At 69.4% G+C, this 26,705-nt stretch carries 29 protein-coding genes; 14 read left to right on the plus strand and 15 right to left on the minus strand.

Going from position 1 to position 26,705, the window contains the following annotated elements:
- Window positions 1–118 precede the first annotated feature (118 nt).
- The 4 genes from DEJ35_RS01620 to DEJ35_RS01635 form a co-directional block, all read right to left on the minus strand.
- Window positions 119–1,126: an SPFH domain-containing protein gene (locus DEJ35_RS01620; protein WP_214523964.1), complete on the minus strand. Its 1,008-nt coding sequence runs from the start codon at window positions 1,124–1,126 to the stop codon at window positions 119–121.
- 88 nt (window positions 1,127–1,214) lie between these two features.
- Window positions 1,215–2,132: a phosphotransferase family protein gene (locus DEJ35_RS01625; protein WP_111191920.1), complete on the minus strand. Its 918-nt coding sequence runs from the start codon at window positions 2,130–2,132 to the stop codon at window positions 1,215–1,217.
- Window positions 2,133–2,222: 90 nt separating this feature from the next.
- A complete protein-coding gene (locus DEJ35_RS01630; protein WP_146244725.1) occupies window positions 2,223–2,822 on the minus strand; it encodes a hypothetical protein in 600 nt (199 codons plus the stop codon).
- Entirely contained in the window at window positions 2,819–3,685 is an 867-nt protein-coding gene (locus DEJ35_RS01635; protein WP_181430106.1) for an SMP-30/gluconolactonase/LRE family protein, read from the minus strand. Before DEJ35_RS01635 ends, DEJ35_RS01630 begins: the two co-directional genes overlap by 4 nt.
- A gap of 70 nt (window positions 3,686–3,755) precedes the next feature.
- Here DEJ35_RS01635 and DEJ35_RS01640 point away from each other — a divergent pair, with 70 nt between their 5' ends.
- On the plus strand, window positions 3,756–4,148 hold the full coding sequence (locus DEJ35_RS01640; protein ID WP_111123143.1) for a VOC family protein: 393 nt from the start codon (window positions 3,756–3,758) through the stop codon (window positions 4,146–4,148).
- 73 nt (window positions 4,149–4,221) lie between these two features.
- Window positions 4,222–5,247, plus strand: a complete 1,026-nt coding sequence (locus DEJ35_RS01645; protein WP_111191921.1) for an LLM class flavin-dependent oxidoreductase — start codon at window positions 4,222–4,224, stop codon at window positions 5,245–5,247.
- A 101-nt stretch (window positions 5,248–5,348) separates the two neighbouring features.
- Here the strand turns inward: DEJ35_RS01645 and DEJ35_RS01650 are convergent, their stop codons facing one another.
- The 3 genes from DEJ35_RS01650 to DEJ35_RS01660 form a co-directional block, all read right to left on the minus strand.
- Window positions 5,349–6,563, minus strand: a complete 1,215-nt coding sequence (locus DEJ35_RS01650) for a glycosyl transferase (RefSeq protein ID WP_110859317.1) — start codon at window positions 6,561–6,563, stop codon at window positions 5,349–5,351.
- Window positions 6,560–7,372, minus strand: coding sequence for a mannosyl-3-phosphoglycerate phosphatase (locus tag DEJ35_RS01655; RefSeq protein ID WP_111192005.1), 813 nt, complete (start codon window positions 7,370–7,372; stop codon window positions 6,560–6,562). The genes DEJ35_RS01650 and DEJ35_RS01655 overlap by 4 nt, the downstream gene beginning before the upstream one ends.
- A gap of 185 nt (window positions 7,373–7,557) precedes the next feature.
- On the minus strand, window positions 7,558–8,250 hold the full coding sequence (locus DEJ35_RS01660; protein ID WP_111123140.1) for an SDR family NAD(P)-dependent oxidoreductase: 693 nt from the start codon (window positions 8,248–8,250) through the stop codon (window positions 7,558–7,560).
- A 117-nt stretch (window positions 8,251–8,367) separates the two neighbouring features.
- Here DEJ35_RS01660 and DEJ35_RS01665 point away from each other — a divergent pair, with 117 nt between their 5' ends.
- Window positions 8,368–9,228: a helix-turn-helix transcriptional regulator gene (locus DEJ35_RS01665; RefSeq protein WP_111191922.1), complete on the plus strand. Its 861-nt coding sequence runs from the start codon at window positions 8,368–8,370 to the stop codon at window positions 9,226–9,228.
- A gap of 31 nt (window positions 9,229–9,259) precedes the next feature.
- Here DEJ35_RS01665 and DEJ35_RS01670 read toward each other — a convergent pair whose 3' ends face one another.
- The gene (locus tag DEJ35_RS01670) at window positions 9,260–9,622 is read right to left on the minus strand and encodes a DUF4267 domain-containing protein (RefSeq protein ID WP_111191923.1); all 363 of its coding nucleotides are present in this window, start codon (window positions 9,620–9,622) and stop codon (window positions 9,260–9,262) included.
- Window positions 9,623–9,728: 106 nt separating this feature from the next.
- On the opposite strand from DEJ35_RS01670, the gene DEJ35_RS01675 reads away from it, so the two are divergent.
- From DEJ35_RS01675 to DEJ35_RS01690, 4 genes are all read left to right on the plus strand, one after another.
- Window positions 9,729–10,265, plus strand: a complete 537-nt coding sequence (locus DEJ35_RS01675) for a TetR/AcrR family transcriptional regulator (protein ID WP_111191924.1) — start codon at window positions 9,729–9,731, stop codon at window positions 10,263–10,265.
- Between the two features lie 186 nt (window positions 10,266–10,451).
- Window positions 10,452–10,958 (plus strand): hypothetical protein, encoded by a 507-nt coding sequence (locus DEJ35_RS01680; protein WP_146244726.1) that lies wholly within the window; start codon window positions 10,452–10,454, stop codon window positions 10,956–10,958.
- A 63-nt stretch (window positions 10,959–11,021) separates the two neighbouring features.
- Window positions 11,022–11,717, plus strand: a complete 696-nt coding sequence (locus DEJ35_RS01685) for a YafY family protein (protein ID WP_111191926.1) — start codon at window positions 11,022–11,024, stop codon at window positions 11,715–11,717.
- A gap of 96 nt (window positions 11,718–11,813) precedes the next feature.
- On the plus strand, window positions 11,814–12,188 hold the full coding sequence (locus DEJ35_RS01690; protein ID WP_111191927.1) for a VOC family protein: 375 nt from the start codon (window positions 11,814–11,816) through the stop codon (window positions 12,186–12,188).
- 9 nt (window positions 12,189–12,197) lie between these two features.
- On the opposite strand, the gene DEJ35_RS01695 is transcribed toward DEJ35_RS01690, so the two are convergent.
- A complete protein-coding gene (locus tag DEJ35_RS01695; protein WP_111102962.1) occupies window positions 12,198–12,593 on the minus strand; it encodes a MerR family transcriptional regulator in 396 nt (131 codons plus the stop codon).
- Between the two features lie 55 nt (window positions 12,594–12,648).
- Between DEJ35_RS01695 and DEJ35_RS01700 the strand changes: the two genes are divergently transcribed.
- The 5 genes from DEJ35_RS01700 (at window position 12,649) to DEJ35_RS01720 (ending at window position 20,729) form a co-directional block, all read left to right on the plus strand.
- On the plus strand, window positions 12,649–13,359 hold the full coding sequence (locus DEJ35_RS01700) for an SDR family oxidoreductase (RefSeq protein ID WP_111191928.1): 711 nt from the start codon (window positions 12,649–12,651) through the stop codon (window positions 13,357–13,359).
- Between the two features lie 448 nt (window positions 13,360–13,807).
- Entirely contained in the window at window positions 13,808–17,662 is a 3,855-nt protein-coding gene (locus DEJ35_RS01705; protein ID WP_220036863.1) for a TIM-barrel domain-containing protein, read from the plus strand.
- 222 nt (window positions 17,663–17,884) lie between these two features.
- Window positions 17,885–18,790 carry a hypothetical protein gene (locus tag DEJ35_RS01710; protein ID WP_110859305.1) on the plus strand — a complete coding sequence of 302 codons (906 nt, stop codon included), beginning with the start codon at window positions 17,885–17,887 and terminating at the stop codon, window positions 18,788–18,790.
- Window positions 18,778–20,070: a hypothetical protein gene (locus tag DEJ35_RS01715; protein WP_111191929.1), complete on the plus strand. Its 1,293-nt coding sequence runs from the start codon at window positions 18,778–18,780 to the stop codon at window positions 20,068–20,070. The genes DEJ35_RS01710 and DEJ35_RS01715 overlap by 13 nt, the downstream gene beginning before the upstream one ends.
- The gene (locus DEJ35_RS01720) at window positions 20,067–20,729 is read left to right on the plus strand and encodes an ABC transporter ATP-binding protein (protein ID WP_111191930.1); all 663 of its coding nucleotides are present in this window, start codon (window positions 20,067–20,069) and stop codon (window positions 20,727–20,729) included. The genes DEJ35_RS01715 and DEJ35_RS01720 overlap by 4 nt, the downstream gene beginning before the upstream one ends.
- A gap of 130 nt (window positions 20,730–20,859) precedes the next feature.
- Here the strand turns inward: DEJ35_RS01720 and DEJ35_RS17130 are convergent, their stop codons facing one another.
- A complete protein-coding gene (locus DEJ35_RS17130; RefSeq protein WP_181435470.1) occupies window positions 20,860–21,018 on the minus strand; it encodes a hypothetical protein in 159 nt (52 codons plus the stop codon).
- A gap of 102 nt (window positions 21,019–21,120) precedes the next feature.
- Here DEJ35_RS17130 and DEJ35_RS01725 point away from each other — a divergent pair, with 102 nt between their 5' ends.
- Window positions 21,121–21,588 (plus strand): MarR family winged helix-turn-helix transcriptional regulator, encoded by a 468-nt coding sequence (locus DEJ35_RS01725; RefSeq protein WP_111090567.1) that lies wholly within the window; start codon window positions 21,121–21,123, stop codon window positions 21,586–21,588.
- 271 nt (window positions 21,589–21,859) lie between these two features.
- On the opposite strand, the gene DEJ35_RS01730 is transcribed toward DEJ35_RS01725, so the two are convergent.
- The 4 genes from DEJ35_RS01730 to DEJ35_RS01745 all read right to left on the minus strand — a co-directional run bounded on the left by DEJ35_RS01730 (window position 21,860) and on the right by DEJ35_RS01745 (window position 25,331).
- Window positions 21,860–22,636 carry a hypothetical protein gene (locus DEJ35_RS01730; protein ID WP_111191931.1) on the minus strand — a complete coding sequence of 259 codons (777 nt, stop codon included), beginning with the start codon at window positions 22,634–22,636 and terminating at the stop codon, window positions 21,860–21,862.
- Window positions 22,637–22,804: 168 nt separating this feature from the next.
- Window positions 22,805–23,362: a TetR/AcrR family transcriptional regulator gene (locus DEJ35_RS01735; protein WP_111123131.1), complete on the minus strand. Its 558-nt coding sequence runs from the start codon at window positions 23,360–23,362 to the stop codon at window positions 22,805–22,807.
- 17 nt (window positions 23,363–23,379) lie between these two features.
- On the minus strand, window positions 23,380–24,894 hold the full coding sequence (locus DEJ35_RS01740; RefSeq protein WP_110859299.1) for an MFS transporter: 1,515 nt from the start codon (window positions 24,892–24,894) through the stop codon (window positions 23,380–23,382).
- Between the two features lie 119 nt (window positions 24,895–25,013).
- On the minus strand, window positions 25,014–25,331 hold the full coding sequence (locus DEJ35_RS01745; protein WP_110859298.1) for a hypothetical protein: 318 nt from the start codon (window positions 25,329–25,331) through the stop codon (window positions 25,014–25,016).
- Between the two features lie 92 nt (window positions 25,332–25,423).
- Here DEJ35_RS01745 and DEJ35_RS01750 point away from each other — a divergent pair, with 92 nt between their 5' ends.
- Window positions 25,424–26,008: a recombinase family protein gene (locus DEJ35_RS01750; RefSeq protein WP_083295199.1), complete on the plus strand. Its 585-nt coding sequence runs from the start codon at window positions 25,424–25,426 to the stop codon at window positions 26,006–26,008.
- Between the two features lie 131 nt (window positions 26,009–26,139).
- On the opposite strand, the gene DEJ35_RS01755 is transcribed toward DEJ35_RS01750, so the two are convergent.
- The gene (locus tag DEJ35_RS01755) at window positions 26,140–26,616 is read right to left on the minus strand and encodes a hypothetical protein (protein ID WP_110859297.1); all 477 of its coding nucleotides are present in this window, start codon (window positions 26,614–26,616) and stop codon (window positions 26,140–26,142) included.
- Window positions 26,617–26,705 lie beyond the last annotated feature (89 nt).

Consider the following 26,705-nt stretch of genomic DNA (forward strand, 5'->3'; position numbering starts at 1 on the left):
TCTCGGCGCGCGTCTCGGATCCGGAAGACGCCGTCGTGTTCCCCCGACGCCGCCCCGTGCGCGAGACGCCTGGCGACAACGGAGGCGTCTCGGCTACTGGGCGGTGTCTCGGCGCGCGCTACTTGCTCTTCGAACCCGAGGTGCCCGGCAGGCTGAGGATGTTGTCCGTGCCCTGCGGCACGACGATCAGCGAGCCGTTGTCGCCGGCGCTCTTGAGGGCCTCGATCTCGCGCTGCTTGAGGGCGGCGTCGGAGAGCGGGTGCTCGTTGAGGACCTCGTTGGCGTCGGCCTGACCCTGCGCCTCGGCGACCTGCTGCTGCGCCTGCACCTTCTTGGCGTCCAGGAGTGCGCGCTCCTTCGTGACCTGAATCTGCGCCTGCTGCGCGGTGGCGTAGGCGTCGATGACGGACTTCGGCGGCGTGATCTCCTGCAGGGCGAAGTTGTCGACGTGTACGCCCGAGCCCTTCCACCGCTTCTCGAGCGCCTGGATCATCGCCTTCTCGACGGTGCCGCGCTTGGTGATCAGCTCGATGGTGGTGAAGTCGTTCGGCACCTGGCGCACGACGCTGCGGACCGAGTTGCCGATGAACTGCGTCTTGAAGTTCTCCTCGGTCTTGTACGACCGGTAGATGTCGGTGACCGACTTCGCGTCGATGCTGTACTGCAGGTTGAGGCTGACGTTCGACGAGACGCCGTCCTGGTCCTGCACCGTGACGTACGGGCCGGAGCGGACGTTGCCGTTGTTGTCCGAGTCGGAGCCGTTCACCGCGTTGATGTAGGTGACGGTCTGGTTCCGGATGTTGAACGTGTGGAGCGTGGCCCACGGCGCCTTGAAGTGGAACCCGGAGTCCGTGCTCTGCCCGACGATGTTGCCGGAGATGTCCACCTGCACCTTCGACTCGCCCGTGTCCTGCGCGTACAGGGTGCTGCCGAGCGTGAGCCCGACGAACAAGACGCCGGCAGCGGCCGCGGTCCACGTCGCGATGAGGTTCGGGCGGCGGGTCGGGACGGCGGGGCGTGCCTCGCGACCGGGTGTGGCCGGTCGTGCGGGGGTGGAGTAGGTGCGTGTTCGGAAGAAGAGCGCGACGAGCGCGATGACGAGGAAGACGATGGCGGCGACGAACATGACGATCACTCCTGGATGCTTGTCCGTGCAGTCTGCCGTACCCGGAGGGGTGCAGGTGACGCGGGGGCGTGCGCGCGCGCCGCATGCGCTAGGCCGGGCCGACGACCTCCTCGATGCGCTCGAGTCCGCTGCGACAGCGTCCGAGGTACTCGTCGTACAGGTCCGGTCGCCGGTCACGCGCCCACCGCGTGACGTCGATCAGGTGCAGCGCGGTCATCGACGCGAGCCGCCGGTGGTCGTCGTCCGAGGCGAGTCCGGCAGCCGCCATGAAGTCGTCGTGGTCCGCGCGGGTGACGGACCCGTCGATGAACGTCCACACGAAGACCCGGCGGGCGTCGGTCCACGGTGCCGGACCGGTCTCCGCGGCGCCCCAGTCGATGAGCACCGGCGGCCGGTCCGGACCGCGGGAGACCAGGTTGCGAGGTGCGAGGTCGCCGTGGGCCAGCCCGAACTCGAACTGCGCGTCCGACAGCGGAGCGAGACGATCACGCACCCGGTCCGGCGACGCGTAGGCACCGTCACGGAGCAGCGGATCGTCGTCGCCGAGCGCATCGAGGTCGTAGTCGAGGTGCGCGGTCCAGGCGAGCCGGAGGTCGTCGCCGAACCGCGAGAACAACGACCGAGGCGCATCGACGAGCGGGATCGTGGCGACGGCTCGGGCGGCGCTACCGAGCCACCGCCACGGGCGGTCGATCGGTCGTGGGTCGGGCGCGACGTACTCCGACACCGAGAAGGGGACACCGCCCTCCGTCCCGTGGGCGAGCGGTTCGGCGACCGGGATGCCGACCCGGCTCGCGCTCCGAGCGGCCCACGACTCGACGGGGTACTCGTCCTGCCGACTGGGGTCGACGGGGAACCGCAGGACCACTGGTGCAGCACCCGCGCGGTCCACCCGGTAGGTGTGGTTCACCGCCCCGCCGTGCAGCCGTTCGACCCGGTCCACCGACCCGCCGACCGAGCGCAGGACGGCTCGGAACCACTCCTGCTCGACAATCTCGTCCGACATGGGACCAGCCTGGCCTCCCCCGGACCTTGACTGTCCATCTCGGCCTCACCGTACCCACGCTGACCGACGCTGGAGGCGGCATACCCGAGGTCAGGAGACCGGCGTCCCTGCCCGGTCCAGCTCGGCCAGGACCCGGCGGCTTCGACGTACGCCGATCACCGTCGCGACCGTGACGAACACCACGACGGCGGCGATGAACACCAGGAACGCCCAACCCCAACCGAACGTCGTGGCCGAGGCACCTCCGAGTCCCAACAGGCTCAGCCCGGTGCCGATCAGGGTCGGGGCCGAGGTCCAGGTGGAGCGTCGCTGCCACGCGAGCATCGCCCGCACGAGCGGCACGGCCCCGGGCGTCACCGGTGCCCGTCCGCTGATCTGTCGGGTGACGGACTTGCGGTCCGCCGGCGTGAGCGCGCCGAGCGGCTGTTCCGGCGTCTCGACGAGATACGGCAGCAGCCTGCGGTGGCGTCGAGCACCGACCCATGCGGTCACGTTCACGACCGCTCCGGCCAGGGCGAACAGGAACCAGATCACCGAGTCGGTGCGGAGCACGGAGGGAAGGCTGATGAACGCCCACAGGATCGACATGCCGGCGAACCCCGCCTGCTGCGACATCACGACCACCGTCGGCCCGTGCTCGACCAGGTGCTCGGCACGACGCGTCGCCTCGGCGAGGTCGCTCGGGTTCACCACCCGGGGACCTCGACGCGCACCGAACTGATCCGACCGGCGCGCGTCGTCGCCGTCACGGCCGGGTCGTAGCTGTCGGCGGTCGCCAGGTAGAGGGTGCGACCGTCCTCGCCACCGAGCGCACAGTCGATCGCGCAGTCCCCGGGGGCGTCGATGCGGTCCGTCACCTCGCCGCCCTCGACGACCCGCAGGAACTCCCCCGTGTCGACCGAGCACACCCAGATCGCGCCGTCACGGTCGACGGTGCTGCCGTCCGGGGTCACGCCGCCGGGCAGGGCCGCCCACTCGCGACGCCCGGTCAGCGAACCGTCGTCCTCGATGTCGAACGCGGTGAGCCGGCCGCCCCACGTCTCGCTGACCACCAGGGTCCGGGTGCCGGGCAGGATGTTGGCGCTGTTCGGGAACACCAGGCCCTCGGCGGCCAGGCGGACGGAGCCGTCGGGGTCGATCACGTAGAGCGGGCCGGGCCGCAGTTCCTCGCCCGCGTACAGGTCGTACCCGAAGGCGCCGATGTACGTCCGGCCAGTCTGGGCGTCGACGACCAGGTCGTTCACGAGCGACGACTCGATCGTGGAGAGGTCGGCGAACACCGAGGTGCTGCCGTCCGGCTCGACGGCGACGACCGTGCGGGACTCCATCGAGCTGATGATCAGACGCCCGTCGGCGAGCCAGCCGAGCCCCGACGACTGCCCGTCGACGGTGGCCTCGAGCCGGGGGCCGTCGGTCGAGGACGGGTCGACCGAGAACACTTGGCCGGTGTGCATGTCGGAGTACCAGAGCCGACCGCCGTGCCAGCGGTTGCCCTCCGGGAAACGGATGCCGGAGATGACGATGTCGGTCGCGGAGTCGAGGGTGATGTGCACGGATCCAGCCTGCCAGCGGGACCGGGGTGCTGCCCGGACGGATGCCGCGATCTCGGCCTAGGGTCGTCCCATGCCGGGTCGTCACCTCATCCACCACCTGGGCGTCTTCGCCAGCGACTTCGCCGCGAGCGCCGCGTTCTACACCGCTGCCCTCGCGCCCCTCGGCATCGGGGCGGGCTACCGCACGGACTCCGTCGCCGAGTTCTGGCAGCACGGGGACGACACCCCGAGCGTCTCGCTCGAGACCGCCCGGACCCCCGAGGCGACGACGCGCGGACTCCACCTGGCGTTCGAGGCCGGTTCACGGAGCGAGGTCGACGCCTTCCACCGCGAGGCCGTCGCCGCCGGCGGGGTGTCACGGCACGAGCCGCGCTACTGGCCGGAGTACGGCGCGTACACGGCATTCGTGTCCGACCCGGACGGCAACAACGTCGAGGCGCTGATCAAGGAGACCCGGCCCTGACCGGCAAGACCGGGGTCTGGGCGACGCACCGGGCACGACGGACCCGGCACGGCGCGTCTGGCACGATCGACCCATGCCCCTCGACGGAACTCCCCTGCACCGGCTCGGCTTCCTGACGATCGGGTCGTTCGACCCCGCCCGACCGTCCGAGGGCCACGAGGACACCCTGCGCGTGATCGAGCGCGCCGAGGCCCTGGGCTTCGACAGCGCCTGGCTGCGCCACCGGCACCTGCAGCACGGCATCTCCTCGCCGGTCGCGGTGCTGGCCGCCGCCTCGCAGCGCACCTCGCGCATCGACCTCGGCACCGCCGTCACCCCGATCGGCGCGGAGAACCCGTTCCGACTGGCGGAGGACCTCAGCACGGTCGACGTGCTCCTCGGTGGCCGCCTGAACCCCGGGTTCTCGGTCGGCACCCCGATGCACTTCGACCTGTACAGCGACGCGATCTACCCCGACACCCTGGAGCACGAGGACCTCGGCAACGGGCGGCTCCTGCGCTTCCGTGACCTGGTGCGCGGCGACCCGGTGACCGAGACCGTCGAACGCCGCGGCATCGAGGAGTTCGCGAGCACCGTCCAGCCGCACAGCGCCGGCCTGGCCGAACGGATCTGGTACGGCACCGGCAGCACGAAGTCGGCCGTGTGGGCGGGCGAGAACGGCTTCCACCTGCTCACCTCGAGCGTCACCCGCAGTGAGAACGGCACCGACTTCGCCACGAACCAGCGCGCCCAGATCGACGCCTACCTCGACGTCCACCCCGACCCCGCTGCCGCCCGCGTCTCGCAGGGCCTGGTCGTCATCCCGACCGACACCGCGACGAGCGAGCAGGAGTCCCGCTACCGCGCCTACGTCGACAGCCGCTCGGGCCGCGTCGGCGTGCCGATGGGACCCGCCGGGATGCTCTTCGCCGCCGACCTGGTGGGCACGTCGGCCGAGATCGCGGACCGGCTGCGTGCCGATGTCGGCTACCAGGCGGTCACCGAGGTCGCCTTCGCGCTCCCGTTCTCGTTCGAGCCCGACGACTACGTCCAGATCACCACGGACATCGCCGAGCGGGTGGGTCCGGAACTCGGCTGGGCACCGAAGCGCGCGGCCTGAGAACGGCGCCAGAGCGACGGACGGGAGGCACGGGGCCAGCTGGCACCGTGCCTCCCGTCCGCCGTTGACCCGCACCCAGGGCGCGCGCCCAGGGCACCGGATCAGTCCTGCTGGTCCGCCTCCACCGCGTCCCGCAGCCGGTCGAGCACGTCCGGCACCGCCGAGCGCACCCGACTCCAGCTCGGGATGAACGGCTTGTCGTTCGGCCGCGCCGTGAACGCGCCGCCGGCGTCGAGGATCGCCTTGGTGAAGAGCTCCACCGCGGCTTCTTCCGCGTGCTGGTCGAACGCGAGCCCGCTCATCTCGGCTTCGTGCCGGTAGACCTCGACGATGTCGAGCGCGTTCCGGTAGTACGTCGCCTTGAGCACCCGGAACGAGTCGGCCGTGAGCGGGACGCCCATCGTCGCGAGCTTCCGGAGCAGCGACTGCACGATGTCGTTGCCCATGCGTGCGAGGCCGCCGGTGCCGTCGGCCTCGGCGAGGGGCTGGTGCTTGTGGTCGTACGCGTCGGCGATCTCCACCTGGCACACCTGCCGGGTCGCGTAGTCGCGGTAGACCTCGGAGAGCATGCCGATCTCGAGTCCCCAGTCGCCGGGGATCTTCAGGCCGTTCAGCACGTGGGCACGCATCGCGAACTCGCCGGACAGCGGGTACCGGAAGCTGCTGAGGTACTCCAGGTACTCGGACTCCCCGTAGACCTGGCGGAGCGAGCGGAGCAGGGGCCCGACGAGCAGCCGTGCGGCGCGACCGTTGATCCGGCCGTCGGCGACGCGGGCGTAGTAGCCCTTCGAGAACTCGTAGTCGAACGCGGGGTTCGCGACCGGGTAGAACAGCCGCGCGAGCATGCCCCGCTCGTAGGTGGTGATGTCGCAGTCGTGCAGGGCGATGCAGTCCGCCCGCTCCGACGCCAGGGCGTACCCGGTGCAGTACCAGACGTTCCGGCCCTTGCCGGGCTCCCCCGGTGCCAAGCCCGCGCGCTCCAGTTCGGCGTCGAGCTCGCGCAGCCGCGGCCCGTCGTTCCACAGGATCCGGTGCCGCTGCGGCAGCCGCGAGAAGAACTCGCGGGCGTGCTCGAACTGCGAGCGGTCGGCCCGGTCGAGCCCGATCACGATCTCGCTGAGCCAGTCGGCCTCGGCCAGCTCGTCGACGATCCGCGACAGGGCCGGACGCTCGAGCTCGGAGTACAGCGCCGGCAGGATCAGGCTCATCGGGCGCTTCTCGGCGAAGCCGCGCAGGTCTTCTTCGAGGCTCGCGGTGCTGCGGCGACCGAGGTCGTGGAACGTCGTGATGACGCCGTTCTGGTGGAAGTCGCTCATCGGTGGCTCCTGACGGACGGGGTGGTGAGTCGGGTGAGGCCCTCGGTCCACCCCTGCGGGCCGGGGGCGGTCGTGCGGTGGACGCGCTCGGGTCGGTCGTCGGCGAGTGGTCCGGGTGCCGGGCCGTGTCCGCGGACCACGACGGCGAAGTCGACCGCGTCGAGCATCGCCGTGTCGTTCGGGCCGTCACCGAGTCCGATCGTGCGCGGGACCGTCCCCGTCCGGCGCTCGTGGTCGGCGATCAGCGTCCGGACCGCCGCGCCCTTGTCGCGGCTCGCCGGCAGCACGTGCCAGAACCGGCCGCCGCGCACCAGGTCGAGGCCGACCGCGGCGAGCGCCGCGCGGAACGCGTCCGCCCGGTCGTCGTCCTCGGCGTGCCAGAGCAGAACCTCGGACGCTTCGCGGGCCCGGGCAGCACTCGCAGCGGCGACGTCGAGTCCGGTCCAGTCGGCGACGACGACGTCGGTCACACCCGAAAAGGTCGAGAACTGCAGACCCAGCACCGTTCGGATGTCGTCGAGCGCGGCACGCAGGCGTTCGAGCTCACCGTCGACCGGTCCGACCAGCACGTCGCCCGCCGGTCCGACGACGACCGCGCCGTTCTCCGCCACGAACGCGTGCCCGTCGAGCCCGGTGCGTGCCTGCAGCGCCGTGATCTCGGCCCGCGTCTTGCTGCTGCAGAACACCACGGGGACGTCGTCCGCCCGCAGCTGTTCCAGCATCGGCAGGGCCGCGTCGAAGGAGTAGTCGTGGTGGTCGAGGAACGTCCCGTCGAGGTCCGTGACGATCATGAGGTCGGGTGTTGGCATCGTGCTCCGCTGGCGGCTGGCTGGGCTGCGGGCGACGATGCCCCGCACCACCCTGCCACGCGCATGCGTCGGTTGGGTGAACAAGCCTGCGTCGGTCGCGCCACGCGACCAGCGGACGGACGGGAGGCACAGTGCCCGCTGGCACCGCACCTCCAGCCCGTCACGGCACGAGGAGCGTCGCGCGGTCACCAGGGCAGGGTGCCCTCGCGATCCGTGACGGTGCCGGTCGGCGTGTCAGCACCGAGGGTCGCAACGCGGACGGCCGCGTCGGCGCCCTCCTCGACGCTGTGCCCGAGGTTCCCGGTGAACTCCGTCGCGGTCTGGCCGGGGTCCACCGCGTTGAAGCGGACGTCCGGCGTCGTCTTGGCGTACTGCATGGTCAGCATCGTGACCGCGGTCTTCGACGACCCGTACGCCGCGAGCGGGTACCGCGACTCCACGCGTTCGGGGTCGTGGATCATGGTGAACGATCCGAGGCCGCTCGTCACGTTGATCACGGAGGGCTGCGCGGACCGCCGGAGGACCGGCAGGAACGCGTTCGTCACCCGCACGACGCCGAAGACGTTCGTCTCGTAGACGTCGCGCAACTGGTCGACGGTCATGTCCTCGGGCGCGGTGACGTCCCCGAGGATGCCGGCGTTGTTGATCAGGACGTCGAGGTGCCCCGCCTGGTCGAGGATCGTCGCCGCGGCCGCGACGACCGAGGCGTCGTCCGTGACGTCGAGCTGCACGAACGACGCCCCGAGTTCCTCGGCGGCTCGCCGACCGCGATCGGTGTCGCGGGCGCCGATCCACACGGTGTGCCCGGCGGCGATCAGCCGTCGCGCGGTCTCTCGGCCGATGCCCTTGTTGCCGCCGGTGATGAGGGTGTTCGTCATGGATCTCCTTCGAGCTCGTTGCTGGTGGTGAGGTGACCAGCGTGCGGCGCTGCGGGATCTCCAGCCACGGAAGAACAGTCCTACCCAGCGGCGGGTCCCCGCGCGGAGAATGGTGGGGTGTCCGCAGACCAGGTCGAAGCCCTCGGCGATCTCCTCCGATCGTGGCGGGGTCGGCTGACCCCGGAGGACGTCGGGATGGAGTCGTACGGTCGGCGCAGGACGGCAGGCCTCCGCCGTGAGGAACTCGCGCAGCTCGCGGGTGTCAGCGCCGACTACGTGATGCGGCTCGAGCAGGGCCGCTCCCGCACCCCCTCTGCCCAGGTCGTCCAGGCGCTCGCCCGTGCGCTCCAGCTCGACCGAGCCGAGACGGACCTGTTCCACCGCGCCGCCGGACTCGCCTCACCCCGGGCCGGTGTGGTGTCCCGCCACATCCCACCCGGAGTCCAGCGGATGCTCGTCCGGATGGGTGACCTGCCGCTCGCCGTGTTCGCCGCCGACTGGACACTGCTGCACTCCACGCCGCTCTGGCAGGCACTCTTCGACGCGCCGTCGGTGCGCGGGGACCCCGAGCAGAACCTGATCGTGCAGACGTTCCTCGACAACCGCGTCGCCGAGATCGCGACGGCGCACGGTGGGCCGGAACCGTTCGAGCGGGCGCTCGTCGCCGACCTCCGACGCACCGCCGGCAGCCTCGGCGGCGACCCTGCGTTCCGCGCGTTCATCGCCCGGCTCCGGACCGAGAGCGAACGCTTCGCCGGGTACTGGGACGAAGGACGAGCCGCGGCACACCAGTCGCTCGTGAAGACGGTCCACAACCCGGTGGTCGGCGACGTCGTCCTGGACTGCGACGTCGTCACCGTGCCCGACTCCGACATCAAGCTCGTCGTCTACTCCACGCCCGAGAGTGGCCCCGACGCCGACAAGCTCGACTTCCTGCGGGTGCGTGCCGTACGAGCGGCGGAGGTCGTCGAGCGATGACGATCCGCGCCACGGGGTCGACAGCGAAGCTCTAGCCGAGGGCGAGCACGAGCCCGGCGACGATGAGCACGACCGCCGTCGCACCGTGGACGGTGAGTGCCTGGCGGAGCGTCCCGCCGTTCGTGACGACGATGATCGCGTCACCGATCGGGGTGATGGCGGCGGCGAGCAGCACCCAGCCGAACGCGTGCGGACCGGCGACGAGCAGGACCACCAGCGGCACGATGCCGGAGGTGATGTCGCGGACCCCCTTGATGCTCGTGAATGCCCTACGGCGGTCCTCTGCCACGCCGAACCCGGCTGTGGCGACCGTCGGTGCGAGGAGGAACCGGCCACCGATGAAGAGGATGAAGAGGTATCCGAGGACGGCGACTGCGAGTGCGGCGATGAACATGGGGGAACCTTCCGGTGATTGCTAACGTCGTTCTGTAACGACGTTAGTGCAGCTCCTCCCCCATGTCTACTGTTGTTATGTAACCTTGTTCTGTTACCCTCTCACCATGTCTCCTCGACCCGCTCCCGACCTCGACGACCGGCGCGCGCAGATCACCCAGGCGGCTCGCGGGGTCGCGGCAGCCGAAGGGTGGGACGCCGTCACCATGCGACGACTCGCGTCCGAGATCGGGGTGACGCAGCCCGTCATCTACTCCGCGTTCGCCGGCGGCCGACAGGCCCTGATCGACTCGGTCGCGCTCGAGGGGTTCAAGGCGATCGCGGTCGCGATGGAAGCCGTGCCAGCCGACCCGCAGGCCCGGATGCAGGCGTACCTCGGGTTCGCCGTCGACCAGCCGCGGGTGTACGACGCGATGTTCTCCATGCCGTCCGGGATCGAGTTCGGGTCGGGCACCGCCCCGGACGCGCTCCAGCGCGCCTTCGCCGCGATCCACGAGGCGTTCCCTGGGCCCGACGGCACCGAGGCCGAGGTGGCGTGGGCGACGCTCCACGGATTGGCGACCCTCGAGATCGGCGGGCGGCTCCCCGCGTCTCGGTCGGCCGCTCGACTCGACTTCGCCCACCGCGTGCTCACCGGGCATTGAGCCGGACGTGAGCCGAGACGGACTGGAGGCACGGTGCCAGCTGGCACCGTGCCTCCAGTCCGTCGTCGTCACCCGTCGAGTGCCGCAGCCCGGCCACCGGGACGCGTCACCAGGGAACCGTGCCGCCGTCGAGATCGAGGAAGCGGAGTCCCGGCTCCTGGAGAATCCGCAGTGGACACTGTGACCGTGAACGAACGATTCCGCGGCCTCGCCCGCACCAGCACCGGCGTCCTCGTCCTGACAGCGGCGCTGACCATGACCGGCTGTAGCAACACCCCCGGAGGCAAGACCGCGGACCCGTCCGACGCCGAGAAGTCGATCGTCGATGTCGTCAAGGAGTCGACCGACGCGGTCGGCGGCGACTGGACCGTCTACCGCGGCCCCGCTGCCGAGGTCTGCACCCGGTCGGGCGGCCAGGAAGGCGCCCACTTCGTGTACATCCTGGAGCGGAGCGGCACGGACGGCGGCGGCGATCCGGCAGCCGACATCCGCACCGTCGAGGAACTCTGGAAGGCCAAGGGGATCACGACGGAACGGTTCGAGAGCGGCGGCGCAGACCCGCTCACCGGGATCCGCGGCGTCGACGGCCCCGTCACCTCGATCGGCTTCAACGCCTACCCGCAGCGCTACAGCATCACCGGCGTCTCGAAGTGCTCCGACGGCGATGTGCAGGAGCTGCGCTCCGCGGAGTGAGCCCCCGTCACACGAGACGGCGTGGATCGGACGGAAGGTCGACGCGCGGGGGAAGATGACGAGGTGAACCGCACCGACCGGCTCTACGGCCTCGTGGAGGAGTTGCGCGCTGTCTCCCCGCAACCGCGGAGCGCGCGTCGTCTCGCGGAACGGTTCGAGGTGTCGGTGCGGACGATCGAACGGGACATCTCCGCGTTGCAGCAGTCGGGTGTGCCGATCTGGGCTGAGCCCGGCCGGACGGGTGGGTACGTCATCGACGCGTCCGCGACGCTCGGCCCGGCGGGCTTCACGCCGGATGAGGCCCTCGCGGTGCTGATCGGGCTCGGCTCACTGGGGCGAAGTCCGTTCCGGCACGCCGCGCACACCGCGGCCAGGAAGACGCTCGCGGTGATGCCCGCCGGGGATGCCGCACGAGCCAGCGCGCTGGCGTCCCGCGTGCACTTCCTGGAGAGCGAGGAGGACACGGTCGTCCCGGCCGAGTTCGCGGCGGCCCTGCGCGCGGATCGAGTGGTGCGACTCCGGTACCGGGACGCCGACGGAGCGGAGTCCGTCCGGGACGTCGAACCGCTGGGGTCGATCGGGAAGGACGGTCAGTGGTACCTGATCGCCTGGTGCCGGATGCGCGACGGGGTGCGGGCGTTCCGGGGTGACCGGATGCTGTCCGTCGAGGTCACCGACGAGCGGCCCGCGCAGCGCGTCCTGCGATCCGAGGACCTCGCGATCCAGTACGGACGACTCCGGCCGGTCCTCGACGAGTAGCTGCGCCGTCGGTTTCCGGAAACACCGACAGGACGGTGTCGCGACGGCCGGAGAAGCTGGTCACTCCGAGTCAGCAGCACCACCGTGAGGAACCCCATGTCGTTCGCATCCGTCCGCATCATCACCGACGACCTCGAGGGCATGGTCGCCTTCTACGAACGGGTCACCGGCCAGCAGGCCGAGCGCCCCGCACCGGTCTTCGCGCAGTTCAGCGGCCCGGTTGGGACCCTCGCGATCGCCAGCACCGCGACGGTGGCCATGCTCGGCGACGCGCTGACGCCCGCGACGAACCGCTCCGTACTCATCGAGTTCGAGGTCGCCGACGTCGACGGCGCCTTCGCCGGACTGCAGCTCAGGAGCGACGACGTCGTCCTCGAACCGACCACGATGCCGTGGGGCAACCGCTCCGCACTGGTCCGCGACCCGGACGGCAACGTCGTCAACCTGTTCAGCAGGCCCGCCGCCAGCTAGTCGGGGCGCTCAGGCGGCGGCGGCGTTCGCCGACGAGCGGCACTCCTCCGGCGGCCGCCCCGCGACGGACTCCGCCGCGATGTCGCGGAGCCGCGCGAGGCGGTCGTGGGTGGCACCGAGGGCCTCGATCTGGCGTCGGATGCGATCGCTCTCCTCGTCGAAGTGGTCGAGCATCGTCCGCGTCGCGACCCCGGTGTCGAGGAAGGGCAGGAGTTCGACGATCCGACGACTCGGCATGCCCGCCGCGTAGAGCATCTGCATGAAGCGCACCCGCGCGACATCGGGCTCGCGGTACTCCCGGTGTCCGCCCGTGGTCCGCTCGGACTCGAGGAGGCCCTGTTCCTCGTAGTACCGCAGCGACCGGACGCTGACGCCGGCCCGTTCTGCGAGTTCACCGATCCGCATCGTTCTGTCCCTCGGGCTTGATTCTCACGTTGACGTCAGGTTCTACCGTAGCGGCATGAACCTCTCTGGAGCCACCGCCCTCGTCACCGGCACGAACCGCGGTATCGGACGCCACCTCGCCGCACAGCTGATCGCCCGTGGGGCGAAGGTCTACGCCACCGCCCGACGCCCTGACCTGATCGACCTCGAGGGCGTCGAGCGCCTCGCCCTCGACATCACCTCCCCCGCATCCGTCGCAGCGGCGGCCGCGGTCGCAACCGACGTCGATCTGCTGATCAACAACGCCGGGATCGCGACCACGGCGACCCTGCTGGGCGACCTGGACGCAGCACACGCCGACATGGACACGAACGTCTGGGGCACCCTGTCCATGATCCGCGCGTTCGCGCCGGTCCTGGCGGCGAACGGCGGTGGGAGCATCGTGAACATCGCCTCCGGCGCCTCGTGGCTCGCCATGCCCGGAGCCTCCGCCTACGCGGTGTCGAAGGCCGCCCTGTGGAACATGGGCAACGCGTTGCGTCACGAGCTGGCCGGCCAGGGGACCACGGTGATGTCCGTGCACCTCGGAGTGGCCGACACCGACATGACCGCGGGGATCTCGATGGCCAAGACCGACCCGGCGGACGTGGCGCGCGCGACCCTGGACGGGGTCGAGCGCGGCGACTACGAGGTCGTGGTGGACGAACAGGCCGCGTTGATCAAGCAGATGCTCGCCGGCGACCCCAAGGACCTGTACGCGGTGGTGGCGCAGATGCTCGCGTCGTAGGGGCGGGCCGAGAACTCTCAGCCGGCCGTCTTCGTTCTCCGTCACCCAGGCCGAGCACACGAGGCGGAACGCGGGAGCGAATGCTTGCAGCAACCCTCCACGAACGGCGCTCGCCAGCGGGGTGACGGCCGAGCCTGGAGGTGGGCCCCACCAGCCGGTACCGGCGCACCGCGCCAGCGGGGTGACGGCCGAGCCTGGAGGCACGGTGCCAGCTGGCACCGGGCCTCCAGTCCGTCAGCGGCTCGAGTCCAGGGCCGCGCACGACGCGACCACGACACTGACCGGTGCGGCGGGAGCCGCGAAACGAGCCGCCGACGGCTGCCCCTTCCTCGGGGGCCATCCGCGTCGTATGGTTTACAGCGTTGTAAACGGGCCGCCGCAGGGACGGCCCGCAGGTCACGGCCGTTGCACGGCCCGATGGACGACGACGTCCACGAGGAGCACCCACTTGCGCCCCATCTCCTTCCGTTCCCGAGGGCTGCGCCGCGCGCTGTCGTCGGGCATCGTCGCTGCGACCGCCCTCGGCATGCTCGGGATCGCCGCGATCCCCGCCGCCGCGGACCCCGCAGCGGCGCGCACCGTCATCTCGGGCCAGGCCCGGTTCGAGGTGCTCTCCCCCACGCTGATCCGCACCGAGTACGCCGGCGACTCCCAGTTCACCGACGGCAGCACCTTCAACGTCATCGGGCGTGACGACTTCGCCCCGACGACGTTCACGAAGACCGAGCGGGACGGCTGGCTGACGCTCGACACGGGCGCGATGACCGTGCGCTACAAGGAGGGCTCGGGGGCGTTCACGCAGGACACCCTGCAGACCACCGTGACCACGGCGTCCGGCCAGCGGGTCACCGGCACCCCGTGGGTGTCGACGCCGACCCCGTCCTGCACGATCGGGTCGCTCTGCGAGGCCGAGACGCTCGGACTCACCGGTCTGTCCCTCGCCACGGACCACACGGGCTTCACCGGAGCCGGGTTCGCCGCGGGCTTCGAGTCCGTCGGCAACGCCATGACCTTCACGACCACGGCGGAGCAGGCCGGATCGTACGACCTCGCCCTGCGCTACGCGAACTCGCAGGGCGGCGACGGCCAGGTCGCCACCCGCACCCTCAGCGTGACCGTCGACGGCGGAGCCGCCAAGACGATCCGGCTCGCACCCGGCGCGAACTGGGACGACTGGAAGACCACCGCCGCCACGACGCTCGACCTGACGGCGGGCGAGCACCGCGTGCGCATCGAACGCACCGCGGACGACTCCGGCCGGGTGAACGTCGACAGCCTGGCCCTGGTCAGCACCGGTGCCGCCTACCCGGAGCCGTCGACCACGGTCACCGGCGAGGACTGCGCGTTCGGCACCGTGTGCCAGGCCGAGGACTCGGCACGGACAGCCCCTGCGACGACCGCCACGAACCACAACGGCTTCGCCGGAACCGGCTTCGTCGCCGGGTTCGAGCGTGCCGGGGCGCAGCTGACGACCCACGTCACCGGCGTGCCGGCCGCGGGCGACTACGCCCTGCAGGTCCGCTACGCCAACGGCTCCGCCGGGACGCCGACGCTCACCGCGGCCCCGGCCGGTCAACAGGCGACCACTGCACCGCTCCCGAAGACGAGCGGCTGGGACTACTGGAACACCGCCACCGTGCCGGTGCACCTGGCCGCCGGCAGGAACGACGTCGTGATCGGGTGCCCGACCGTGGCGAACAACTGCAACGTGAACTTCGACACCGTCGCCGTGGTCGACACCGCGTCGCCGGTCCTCGCCGCGCACGCCCCGCTCGGTGGGTACCGACGCGACCTCGACACCGCCAACGGATCCGTGAAGACGAACCCGGGTCTGCTCTACCAGGACGGCTGGTCACTCCTCGACGACAGCGCCTCGGCGTTGTACGACCAGGCGAACGACACCGTCACGCCGGCGGGTGACCACGGCGGCGAGCGCTACCAGGACGGCTACGTCTTCGGGTACGGCTCCGACTACCGCCATGCCCTGCAGGAGCTCGCCGTCCTGACCGGTCCGACGAAGCTGCTCCCCCGCTGGGCGTACGGCGTCTGGTACTCCGAGTACTACGACCGTTCGCAGGCCGACTACCTGGCGATCGCGAAGCAGTTCGAGGACGAGGACGTGCCCGTCGACGTCATGGCGATCGACACCGACTACAAGATCGGCAGCACCACCAACCAGGGCGACAGCAAGTGGAACGGCTGGTCGGTCGACCCGTCCCGGATCCCGGACATGACCGGCCTGCTCGCCGACTGGCACGCCGAGGGCATCCACAACACCCTCAACATCCACCCGTCGATCTCGAGCCAGGACCCGCAGTTCGCGAAGGCCCAGGCCACTGCGAAGGGCAAGCTCACCAAGGGCGACGGCGACCGGTACCTGTTCGACTGGTCCGACCCCGACCAGCTGAAGGCCTACTTCGACCTGCACACCTCGCTGCAGCCGAAGGGCGTCGACATGTGGTGGCTCGACTGGTGCTGCAGCGAGAACTCGAAGTACTCCGCGAACGGCGTCACCCCCGACGCGTTCATCAACCAGCAGTACGCGAAGTACACGGACCAGGCGCTCGGCGGCCGGGGGCTCGCGTTCTCGCGGGCGTACGGCTCGCTGACCGCCGGTGGCTACGGCAACCCGCAGGCGGTCCCGACCGGACCGTGGGCGGACAAGCGCACGACCGTGCACTTCACCGGCGACACCACGTCGTCGTGGGACATGCTGCTCGCCGAGGTCGGGTACACCCCGGGTGAGTCCGCTGCGACCGGCTTGGCCTCGGTCAGCCACGACATCGGTGGCCACAACGGCGGGCAGTACGGCATCGAGGGCGCCGAGGAAGGCACGACCCAGCTGCCCGAGGACCTCTACGCCCGCTGGGTGCAGCTCGGGACCTTCCAGCCGATCGACCGCCTGCACAGCAACCACAGCGACCGGCTGCCGTGGCAGTACCCGGCCGCCGCCGAGGCCTCGGCCAAGCAGTTCCTGAACCTCCGCGAGGCCCTGGTCCCCCTGACCTACACGCTCGCGGCCCAGGCCACCGAGACCGGCACGCCGATCCTGCAGCCGCTCTACCTGCAGTACCCCGAGGCGCAGGAGTCCTACGCCCAGGCCGGCTCGGAGTACCTGTACGGCCCGGACGTGCTCGTCGCCCCGGTCACCACCGCGAACGACGACTCCGGCAAGGCGACCCGGTCCGTCTGGTTCCCGGCCGGCAGCTCGTGGACCGACTGGTTCACCGGCAAGACGTACGCGGGCGGCACCACCGCCGACGTGACGACCGACCTGAACAGCATGCCGGTGTTCGTGAAGAGCGGCGGCATCGTCCCCACCCGCTCGGAGCAGGTCAAGAACGACGCCGCACCGCTCGACGCCGTCACCCTGACGGTGGCGACCGGAGCGAACGGCTCGTTCGACCTGCACGAAGACGCCGGCGAGGACGGCGCTGCGGACAACGCCGCCGACACCGCGAAGTCGAGCGCGATGACCACGGCCGCCGCGTCCGCGAAGGCCGCGGCGGGCAGCGCTTCCACCGCCGTCCGCTACACCCAGCAGGCGACCGGCGGTTCGCTCGCCATCGCCCCCGCCGACGGCTCCTTCGCCGGCCAGGTGCAGGACCGCTCGTGGACGGCGACGTTCACGAACGCCGACCGCCCCCGCACCGTCACCATCGACGGCCGAGTGATCACGAACACCGCGTGGACCTACGACGCCGGCACCCGCACCATCAGCGTGCCGGTCGACGAGCGGTCCGTGACGAAGCGCACGGTCGTGGCCTTCAGCAGCAAGGCTGCGGCGACCCCGGCCCTGCGGGTCGAGTCGCCTCGGGTCGATGCCGGCGACACGCAGACCGTGACCGGCAGCGGGTTCCCGGCCGACACCGATGTGGCGCTGGCGACCGCGCCACGCATCGGCGGGGCCACCGCGCACACTGACGCGAGCGGTGCGTTCTCGGCCGACCTGCGGGTGCCGGGCGCGGCGTCCGGTCGGGTGACCGTCACCGCATCGGTCGACGGTGTGGCCCTGGCTCGGGCCGCCTTCACCGTCGTGGCTGCGGCTGCTCCGGCGCCGACCACGTCGCCGAGCGCAGGCACTCCGGGCAGCGACGCTCCGACGCCGGGTGACAGCGGATCCGGCACACCGGGCGCGGCAGCGCCGGGCAACGGTGGCGCGGATGCGGGCAGCGACCCGGGCGGCGCACTGGCCTGGACGGGCGCGAACCTACTCCCCCTCGGGCTGCTGGCGGCGGCACTGCTCGCGGCCGGTGGACTGGTGTGGACGCTGCGGAGCCGGCGACGGCGCGCGCGTGCCTGAGCCCGCCTGATCTGTCGCCCTGGGCGGAACTGATCGACGGACGGGAGGCCCGGTGCCAGCTGGCACCGGGCCTCCAGTCCGTCCGCGGTCGCGCTGCAGATCCCCGATCAGGCGTCCGCAGGACGGTTGCGACCGAAAATAAGGTTGCTCGACAAAACGTTCTACGTCTGACATGTTAACGGCTCGTGAGCATGTACACCCGCTGCGGCGTGAGGAGAAGACGTGACGAAGCAACAGATCACGGCAATCGCGGGCCTGCTCCTGCTGGCCACGCTGTTGGCGGTCTTGATCGGGGTGTTCGACGCTCGCCGACGTGTGATCGCCGCGGAAGGCAATGACCTCCGCACGGGCCAGAGCGCGTGGGTGACCGCGACCCTCGACGATCTCGAGCGTGCGCGGAGCGCCTTCGAACCGGGAACCAAGGTGTTCGTGGAACTCGATGATCGTGTCCGCGCCGTTGCGATCCTGTCGGGACGGTGGACAGATGTCCCCCTGCACGAAGGGCATGCCCTGACCAGTGGTCCCGGCGAAGCCCTCGCCGGCGCGGACGTCAGCGTCCACGGTGACGACATCGCGGTCGGTGGCACGACCTACAACGTGGTGGGACGTCTCGGCGTCCGCGCCGACAGTCTGCTGTCCGATGAGGTGGTCATCGCCGATCCGTCGCGGTTCTCCGCGTCACCACAGCGGCTACTCCTGGACGGCCCGAGCAGCGCCCACCACTACAGCGCACAGTTCCCCGACAGGAGCGTCGAGATCATCGACGACGGCACGAACCGCAGGACGAACGTCGACGCTGTGTCGCCAGTTCTGGTCGCGCTGGGCGCACTCGTCGTCGTGCTCGTCGCCGTCGTCGCTGGCTTGCAAGCTGGACGATGGGAACTCCGCGCCGCCGCCGTCCGATTCACCACGGGGATCCGACCACTGAACACCCTTCGCAGCGCGGCCGCCAGAGTGGCTGCGATCGGCACCGCCGCCTCTACGGCTGCCCTCGCGGGCGCGGCGCTCGTCAGGCAGACCACCAGCCTCGACCTCGACGTCACCACCGCAGTCGTCGCGGTCGGAACGGTCATGCTCGCCGTCGCCGTCGCTTCGTTCTGGCAGGGAACCCGACGATGGAACTGCTGAACGACCTCCGGTCCAACTGGACGATCATCGTCGCCAAGATCGTCCTGCTCGTGCTGCTCGCACTCTGCTGGTACAACGTGGCATCGTTCACCCAGTCCACATCGCAGGCCGTGGCCCAGGGCCTGTCCGCCGATGCCGACGTCGACCTCTACACGGTGATCGACGATCTCGACCCGGACGCTTTCGAAGCGATCCGGCGAGACCAGCACGCGCTCGACGCAGTCGCATCATTCGCCGACCGCATCGACGACGAGCCCGGGTTCGACTTCATCTCCTCGTACGACCAGCCCGTCACCGTCCAGGACTTCCGCGGCGACGACCGCTTCGACGTCGGGTACGGCACCGAGTACACGCTCAACGGGAAGTACCAGGACGAGTCTGGACGGAGCGTTCAGGACATCAAGTCCATCCAGCTCAACGAGACCGCGTACGAGTTCGCGGGGCTCTCCGTGCAGGACGGCAAGCCGATCGAGTGGAACGCTGTCGACTGGGGATCCGGCCGGATCCCGGTGCTGCTCGGCAACGAGTACCGCGGCGTGTACGAGCTCGGAGAGCGACTCACCGGAGCGGTCATCCTGCAGGAGCAGGAACTCGAAGTCGTTGGTTTCCTCGAACCGAACAGCGCCATGTACTTCCGCGGTGAGGCCAACCACTACCTCGATGACACCATCATCGTGCCCTACCCGCCGACACTCGCCGGACTCGAGCGAGCAGCACTCGACCGGCTGGATCCCGAGCTGTTCGGGCGCCTGGTGTTCCAGGTGCTCAACGCCGACCTCGCCGTTGATCACAACCTCGATTTCGGGGACGTCGTCGCGCGTCTTGACGACATGGGAGACGACACCGGCTTCAGGTCGTACACGTTGCTCGGAGTACCGACCTACCTCGTGCAGCTCTCCCTCGTTCGCCAGCTCATCCAGGACAACCTGGTGCTCGTCACCGCGCTGCTCGTCGTCCTCACTGCGGGCGTGGGCATCATCACGTCGTTCCTCAACCGGCTCCTGCATCACCATCGAGCGCCAGTGGCGCGGGTGCACCATCTCCTCGGGAGGAGCCCGGATGCCACGAACCGACTGTTCCGCCCAAGCCGCCTGATCGAGTACACCGCCGCGCTCGGGCTGTTCCTCGCGACCAGCGCGCTGCTCCCCAACGACAGTGCGATGGCTCGACTCGGCGCCGGCACCGCCCTGCTCTTCTGGTGTGTGGTGGACGGCGCACTCGATCGACGAGCCGTCCGCATCGCACTGACCACTCAACGCCGAAGAGGTACCTCACGATGATCGTGCTGCGCGATGTCTCGAAGACCATCACCGAGCCCGACGGATCGACCCGAGCACTGTTCGACCGACTCGACTTCGACCTTCGCGAGGACGATCGCTCAGTCGCGATCACCGGGCGCAGCGGATCCGGCAAGAGCACGCTGCTCCGAATCCTCGCCGGCCTCGACACCGACTTCGGCGGGACCTACGAGCACGACGGGCACGTGCTCGAGCGCACCGCTCACCGGATGGCGGCGCACCGACTCAAACACATCGGCATCGTCACCCAGGACCACAGCCTCCTCGGCGACCGCAGCGTGCTCGACAACGTCCGGCTCGGAGTTCCTGCTCGCGCTGACTCGACCGCCCGAGCACATGACGCCCTCGAGGCGGTCGGCATCACTCATCTTTCGGCCAAGCGCCCACGACGACTGTCAGGAGGAGAAGCGCAGCGCGTCGCGATCGCTCGAGCCATCGCGAAGCGCCCCGCCGTCATCCTCGCCGATGAGCCCACCGGCGCACTGGACGAGACGACCGAAGACGACGTGCTCGCCCTCTTCGACCGGCTGCAGCAAGCGGGAACCAGGTTCGTGATCGTCACCCACAGTGAGCGGGTTGCACAGCGGTGCGGACGGCAACTCCAGCTCCACCACGAGCAACTCATCGCGCGTGGCACGTGATGGACTGGAGGTGGGCCCCACCAGCCGGTACCGGCGCACCGCGCCAGCGGGGTGACGGCCGAGCCTGGAGGGACGATGCCAGCTGGCACCGGGCCTCCGGTCCGTCAGTGGTTGCGCTCCAGATCCCCGATCACGCGCGCGCAGTACGGTCGCGGCTGAAGAACTCGGCGAACATCTCCCGTTTCGCCGCGTGTGCATCGGGCTCGAGCTCGAGTCCCTCCATGTTGAGGTCGGTCCCGAACAGTCGCAGGATTCCCGGGCCACTCGGCTCTGCGGTCTCGAGGGACACCGAGAACAGTGTCGAGCGTGCCGTTTTCGATCGCCTCGAGCATCTGCTCGTAGACGGAGAAGACGGCGGGGACCCTGGCTGGTCGGAGATTTCGGTACAAGCATGCCGGGACACATCCCGCATATCAGTCGCGAGGAAGAGCGGTTACGAACTATGTCAACGCCAGAGGAACGAGAACTCCCTGAACTGCTCGCACGAGTGTCGTTCGAGGTGATGGGGCGACTCGCGAAGCTGTCGGCCGAGGAGGACATGTCGCTGACGCTGTTGCGGATGCTTGCGATCCTCCGGGACCGGCGACTGCGTATGGCTGAGCTGGCGGCGGCGCTCGGAACAGATCGCTCCAGCACGTCGGGCCTGATCGCACGCGCCGAACGACGCGGCCTCGTCGAACGCGAGCCCGCTGCCAACGACAAGCGCGGTTTCACAGTCGCCCTCTCGCAGCGAGGGCACACCTTCGCCGCGGAAGTCGAGGAACGGACTTTCGCAGCGCTTGCACCGCTACTCAATAATGTCCCTGCTGCAGACCGTGACCGGCTCAGTGTCCTTCTGGGGTCCGTCGTCGAAGCGTGACGAGGGGTTCGGCCTGCCGACGCTGCGTATCAGGAACACGGTTATGTGCCGCAGCAGACCCAGCGTTGATCCCCTCGCAGCCGTGTGTCGCAGGAGCTCGGCAGCGTTTGCGTCGTGCCGGCCGTTTACGAGACAGGGCCGACTGCGAAGTGGATAGCGTCGTCCGGTAAAAGATCGGTGAACGGTCGGCTGCACCGTACTTACACACGAGCTGCCCATCAAGTGGATCGCGCCCTAGGTACGGGGTCGGGCGCCGGGACGGGAGGCTGCATTAGTCGACCGGACCGGCGGTGTACATCGGTTCGGAACCAGTCACCACCGATGCCCGCACCCCACCGCCGACCAAGCGGACCGTCAACGTCCCGCTGAGCGCCGTCGCCGACAGCGACACCTGCCCGAGCAGCGCCGCCCGCCGCGGGTAGCAAGCACTCGTCCCCTCGAGCTGATCAGCCGACGCGACAAGGCAGATCGTCGACCCGTCCCGCCCAACCCCGGCCCAAACGTTCCACGGCGTCGCCGCATCGTCGCCCGACAGCGAACGATTCGTGAACACCAGCCGGGCGCTCGAGGACTCCATCGACGTCACGATCCCCGCCGGCGGCAGGTCAGCAGCGGTCTGCGGCTGCTCGAGCCGCCGGTCGACCGCCACCGCCCCGGTCGCCGGCGTCACAGTCGACGCCGGCTCGACGGCGCGGCCACCCACGGACACACCGACCGCAGTACCCGCGACGAAGGCGATCACGACAGCGGTTGCGCCAAGGGCCCACATAACCCGGTGGTTGGTACCGCGGAAGCGGCCGCCTCGCCGCCAGACACCCGCCCCACGCTCCTCGGCGGCAGTAGCAATACCCACGCCCCCGACCTCAGACTCCTTGCTGTCAGACACCTCGTGTCCGAGCGCGGTGCGGTCGGCGGCGTCGGGCTCAGCGTTGCTCAGGGCGGCAAGGGCGCTCCGCGCGCGGGCCGCATCCGCAGGTGTCAATGCGGACCCCCACGCGACGCGTTCTAACCGTGCACGTTCAGCGTCGACGCCCTCAATCTGGTTCATCGCGCCCCTCGTCATCGAGCCCACCGCGCAGTCTGACACTGGTACACGCGCTCAAGGGTTGCAGGCCCAATAGCCGATCAAGACCCTGTCGCCGACGAATGCGCTCACGACCGGACCGATGGCATGCTCCATCACCACACGTAGCCGCGGCGTCCGATAGCCGATCGTCTACCGGTCGCCGTCGGTCTCGGTGGATCGGGTGAGGAGTTCCGTGAGACGTTCGCGGAGCGCTTCTCGGGTGGCGGCGTCGAACGCGAAGCCGGCGGTGGCTTCGTGCATCCACAACCCGTCGGCCGCGAGCCGCACGATGAGGTGGTCGATCGGCATCGCGGCCGCGGTGGCTGCATCGCCGACGGTCCAGCGGTTGAGGACGGTCCGCCAGGATTCCGCGTGCGTCGGGGTGAACGTTGCCTCGAGCAGGAGCATGAGTTCCGCTGTCGAGGCGGACCGCATGGATACTGCCATGTACGCGGCGAGACGCTGCTCCCGTGTCGAGGTGTCGAACGGCACCTCAAGGGCATCGAGGAGCTGCTGTTCCCAGCGAGCGGCTTCGTGTTCGTGGAGCGCTTCGAGGAGGGCTTCCCGGGTCGGGAAGTGGTACAGCAGGCCGCCCTTGGTGAGGCCTGACTCGACGGCAACGGAGTCGAACGTGACCGCAGTGATCCCCGAGGACTCGACGATCCGTGCCGCGGATTCGAGAACGAGGGTGCGTTTGCTCTCGCGCATGAAGAGGCCCTTCCAGGTCAGTGGTCTGCGTCCGGGATGGTCGCGTTCGATCCCGGTCCGTGTCTGCGGAGAAGGATCCCGGTGACGATGGCCCCAACACCGAGTACTGATGCGACGATCACCATCACCACGAAGTAGCCCGTGTCGTACGCGCTGCCGGCGGCAATGAGGATGCTGCGGCCATCGTCCGAAGCTCGTGCGGCTTCCGCCGCGGCGGACAGACTCTCACGCGCTTGATCAGCGTTCACGATGCCGCTCGGGAGCCGCACGAGTGCGGAGTAGATCGCAGTCACGATGCTGCCCAGGATCGCGACAGCGCTGAGGTTCCCCACTTCGTACGACACTTCCTCGATTGAAGAAGCCATGCCGGCACGTCGGGCTGGCACGTTGCCGACGATCGCCGTGGACGCGACCGACATCGTCGCGCCGGAGCCGGCGCCGAGGACGATCAGCCCCAGGAACAGCCAGCCGTTCAGAGAGTGGAAGGACACCGCGATGATCACCACACCGACGGCGCTCAGCGCCAGTCCGCCCGCGATGAGGGGAAGTAGACCGACCCGGTGAAGCACGAAACCGCCAGCGAGCGAGGTGGTGAGGGTCCCCACGGCGATCAGCGCCACGAGCAGACCCGCGTGGAACGGGGTCATACCCTCGAGGAGCTGGAACCGCTGCGTCGTCACGAGTTGAACGCCCGCGAACGCGAACATGCCCAGGCCAGCCCCGAGAAGCCCAGAAGAGAACGCGGGGTTCCGGAAGATGGTGAAGTCGAGCAACGGATACGGCAACCGGGCCTGACGGCGAGTGAACAGCACGGCACCGATGACCGCGGCGGCCAGCGCCCCACCGATCACGAGCGCCGACGGGGGACGATGTGCGATCTCCTTGATCGCAACGACTGCCCCGACGAGCGTGATCATCGCGTACACCGACGAAAGCAAATCCCACTTCTTTGTCGGATCAGGGTCGTTCGGTGGGGCGACGAACAGGGCGGCGACGAGGGCAATGACGGCGACAGGTACGTTGATCAGGAACACTGACCCCCACCAGAACTGTTCGAGCAGCAGACCGCTGACGATCGGCCCCAGCGCACCGCCGAGCACCGCGACGCTACCCCACACCGCGATCGCCACGTTGCGCTCACGGTCGTTCGTGAACGCCACCCGGATCAACGCCAACGTCGCCGGCATCATCGATGCCGCACCAACCGCCAGGATCGCTCGTGCTGCGATCAGGACCTCCGGGTTCGGGGAGAACGCAGCAACCAGTGACGCCATCCCGAAGATGCTCATTCCGGTCAGGAACATCCGCCGGTGCCCGACGCGGTCGCCGAGTGTTCCGGCTCCCAGCAGCAGACCCGCCATGACCAGCGGGTACGCGTTGATGATCCACAGACCCTCGTTCGCGGTGGCGCCGATCTCCTCGGTCAGGGTCGGTAGGGCCGTGTAGAGGATCGAGTTGTCCAGGGAGATCAGAAGCAACGACGCTGTGACCACGGCGAGCAGGGTCCATCTGCGACGGGAGGAGAGATGCATCCTTCAAACTATACCGGATGAAAGGTTTAGTTTGCTATCGCCGTCGAGTGGCTCGTCGACCACCAAACTCTGCCCTCTCCGGTGACCGCCTCGGTAGGGGATCGGCTACCGGTCGTAAGTCACTCCAGGAGCGATTGCACCGCGTTCCAGAGGTCCATCTGCTTCCCGCCGGCGAAGAGCGCTCCAGCCTTCTTGAATCGGTAGGTCGTAGCGCCCGACATGCCCGCCCCGAGCAGACGCACATGACCCACCGGGCGGCGATCCTCTGCGCTGGACACATCCCAGTCCGACGGTGAGCCAACAGGAGGGCCCTGACACACGACGAGGTACCTGTGGCCAGCGTCCGTCTCAACCTCGAACTGTTGCACATGGTCCAGGTCCGCATCGCGGCCCTGCTGCTCGCCATGGACGGTCACCAGCCGGATGTTCGCCTGCATACCGGAAGCATCCCACCAATCCCCATGCGCGCCCGGTCAACGATCGCGGTGCGAGACGAGGCGGACTCGGGAAGTCGGCGGATCCTCGCGCCATGAACGCTCTACTCATCGGGTACGCCCGCGTCTCAACCTACGAACAGGACCTCACCGCCCAGCGCGTCGCGCTGGAACGGCTTGGAGTCCTCCCGCCCAACATCCACACCGATCATGGCCTGACTGGCACGAATAGATCACGACCAGGGCTGCGCGAAGCGCTTGCCTCCTGTCGTGACGGGGACACACTCGTCATCGCCAAGCTCGACCGGCTCGCACGAAGCCTCCGCGATGCGAAGGACATCGTCGACGAACTCACCGCCAAGAACGTCAAGCTCAACATCGGCGGCTCCGTCCACGACCCGAACGACCCCATCGGCCGACTGCTGTTCAACGTCCTCGCGATGGTGGCCGAGTTCGAGTCCGACCTCATCCGCGCCCGAACGCGCGAAGGAATGCAGATCGCGAAAGCGAAAGGCCACCTCCGCGGCCGGCAACCCAAACTCAGCCCCGCGCAACAACGCCACCTCCTCGAGGTCCACGAAGCTGGCACGCACTCGGTCGCCGAACTCGCCGAGCTGTTCGGCATCGGACGCGCAACCGTCTACCGCTGCGTCAACCGACAAGCGCACCCCAACCGCTAAATCCTCAGCTCCGCTCTCAGACGTAGGCGTCCGAGAGCGGAGCCCCACCCGGGACCAGAACCATCGAGGGTCCCCGCCTGGCGGCTTCGAGCAAGCACGTCCGTTGAACGACTCGTCAGCGAGACAGATTGCTACGCCAGCGGTGGCCGGAGTGCGGCTGCTTGGGCCGCGGCGAGACCTTGCTCGGCTGAGGCGAGAAGAGCGGTGTCGTGTCCGCGTCGGAGCTCGACCGCTTGACGGAAGTCCTCGATTGCTCGGTCCGCGCGGCCGGCGGCGAGCAACGCCTTCGCTCGGTGTTGCCGCATGACGGCCTCCCGGGCTGTTCCAGCGCACTCCGCAACGAGTCGGTCATACTCCCGGACCGCGCTGAGGTGATCACCCAGATCACGTTTGCAGTCTGCGATCAGTGCTCGCACGCGCATGCTCTCTGGGAGTCGTTCGAGGCGCTCGAGGGCGTTCTGCGCGTGACCGGTCCACAACAGTTCAATGACTGCAACCAGCGGGTCACCTGCCATGCCGTCACGGAACTTCGCGAGATCGGTGATCGCTGGCCGAAGGTCAGCGCCCCGGATGACCCAGCCAGGTCCGCCCTCGACGTCACTCGTCATTGCAACACCGTAGAACGGATTGCCCGTGATCCCTCATCCGCTCGCCAAGACGACCCCGGCCCGCCGGTAGCCGATCGGTTTCCGGGACG

It is taken from the genome of Curtobacterium sp. MCPF17_051 (assembly GCF_003234595.1).
Lineage (GTDB): Bacteria > Actinomycetota > Actinomycetes > Actinomycetales > Microbacteriaceae > Curtobacterium > Curtobacterium flaccumfaciens.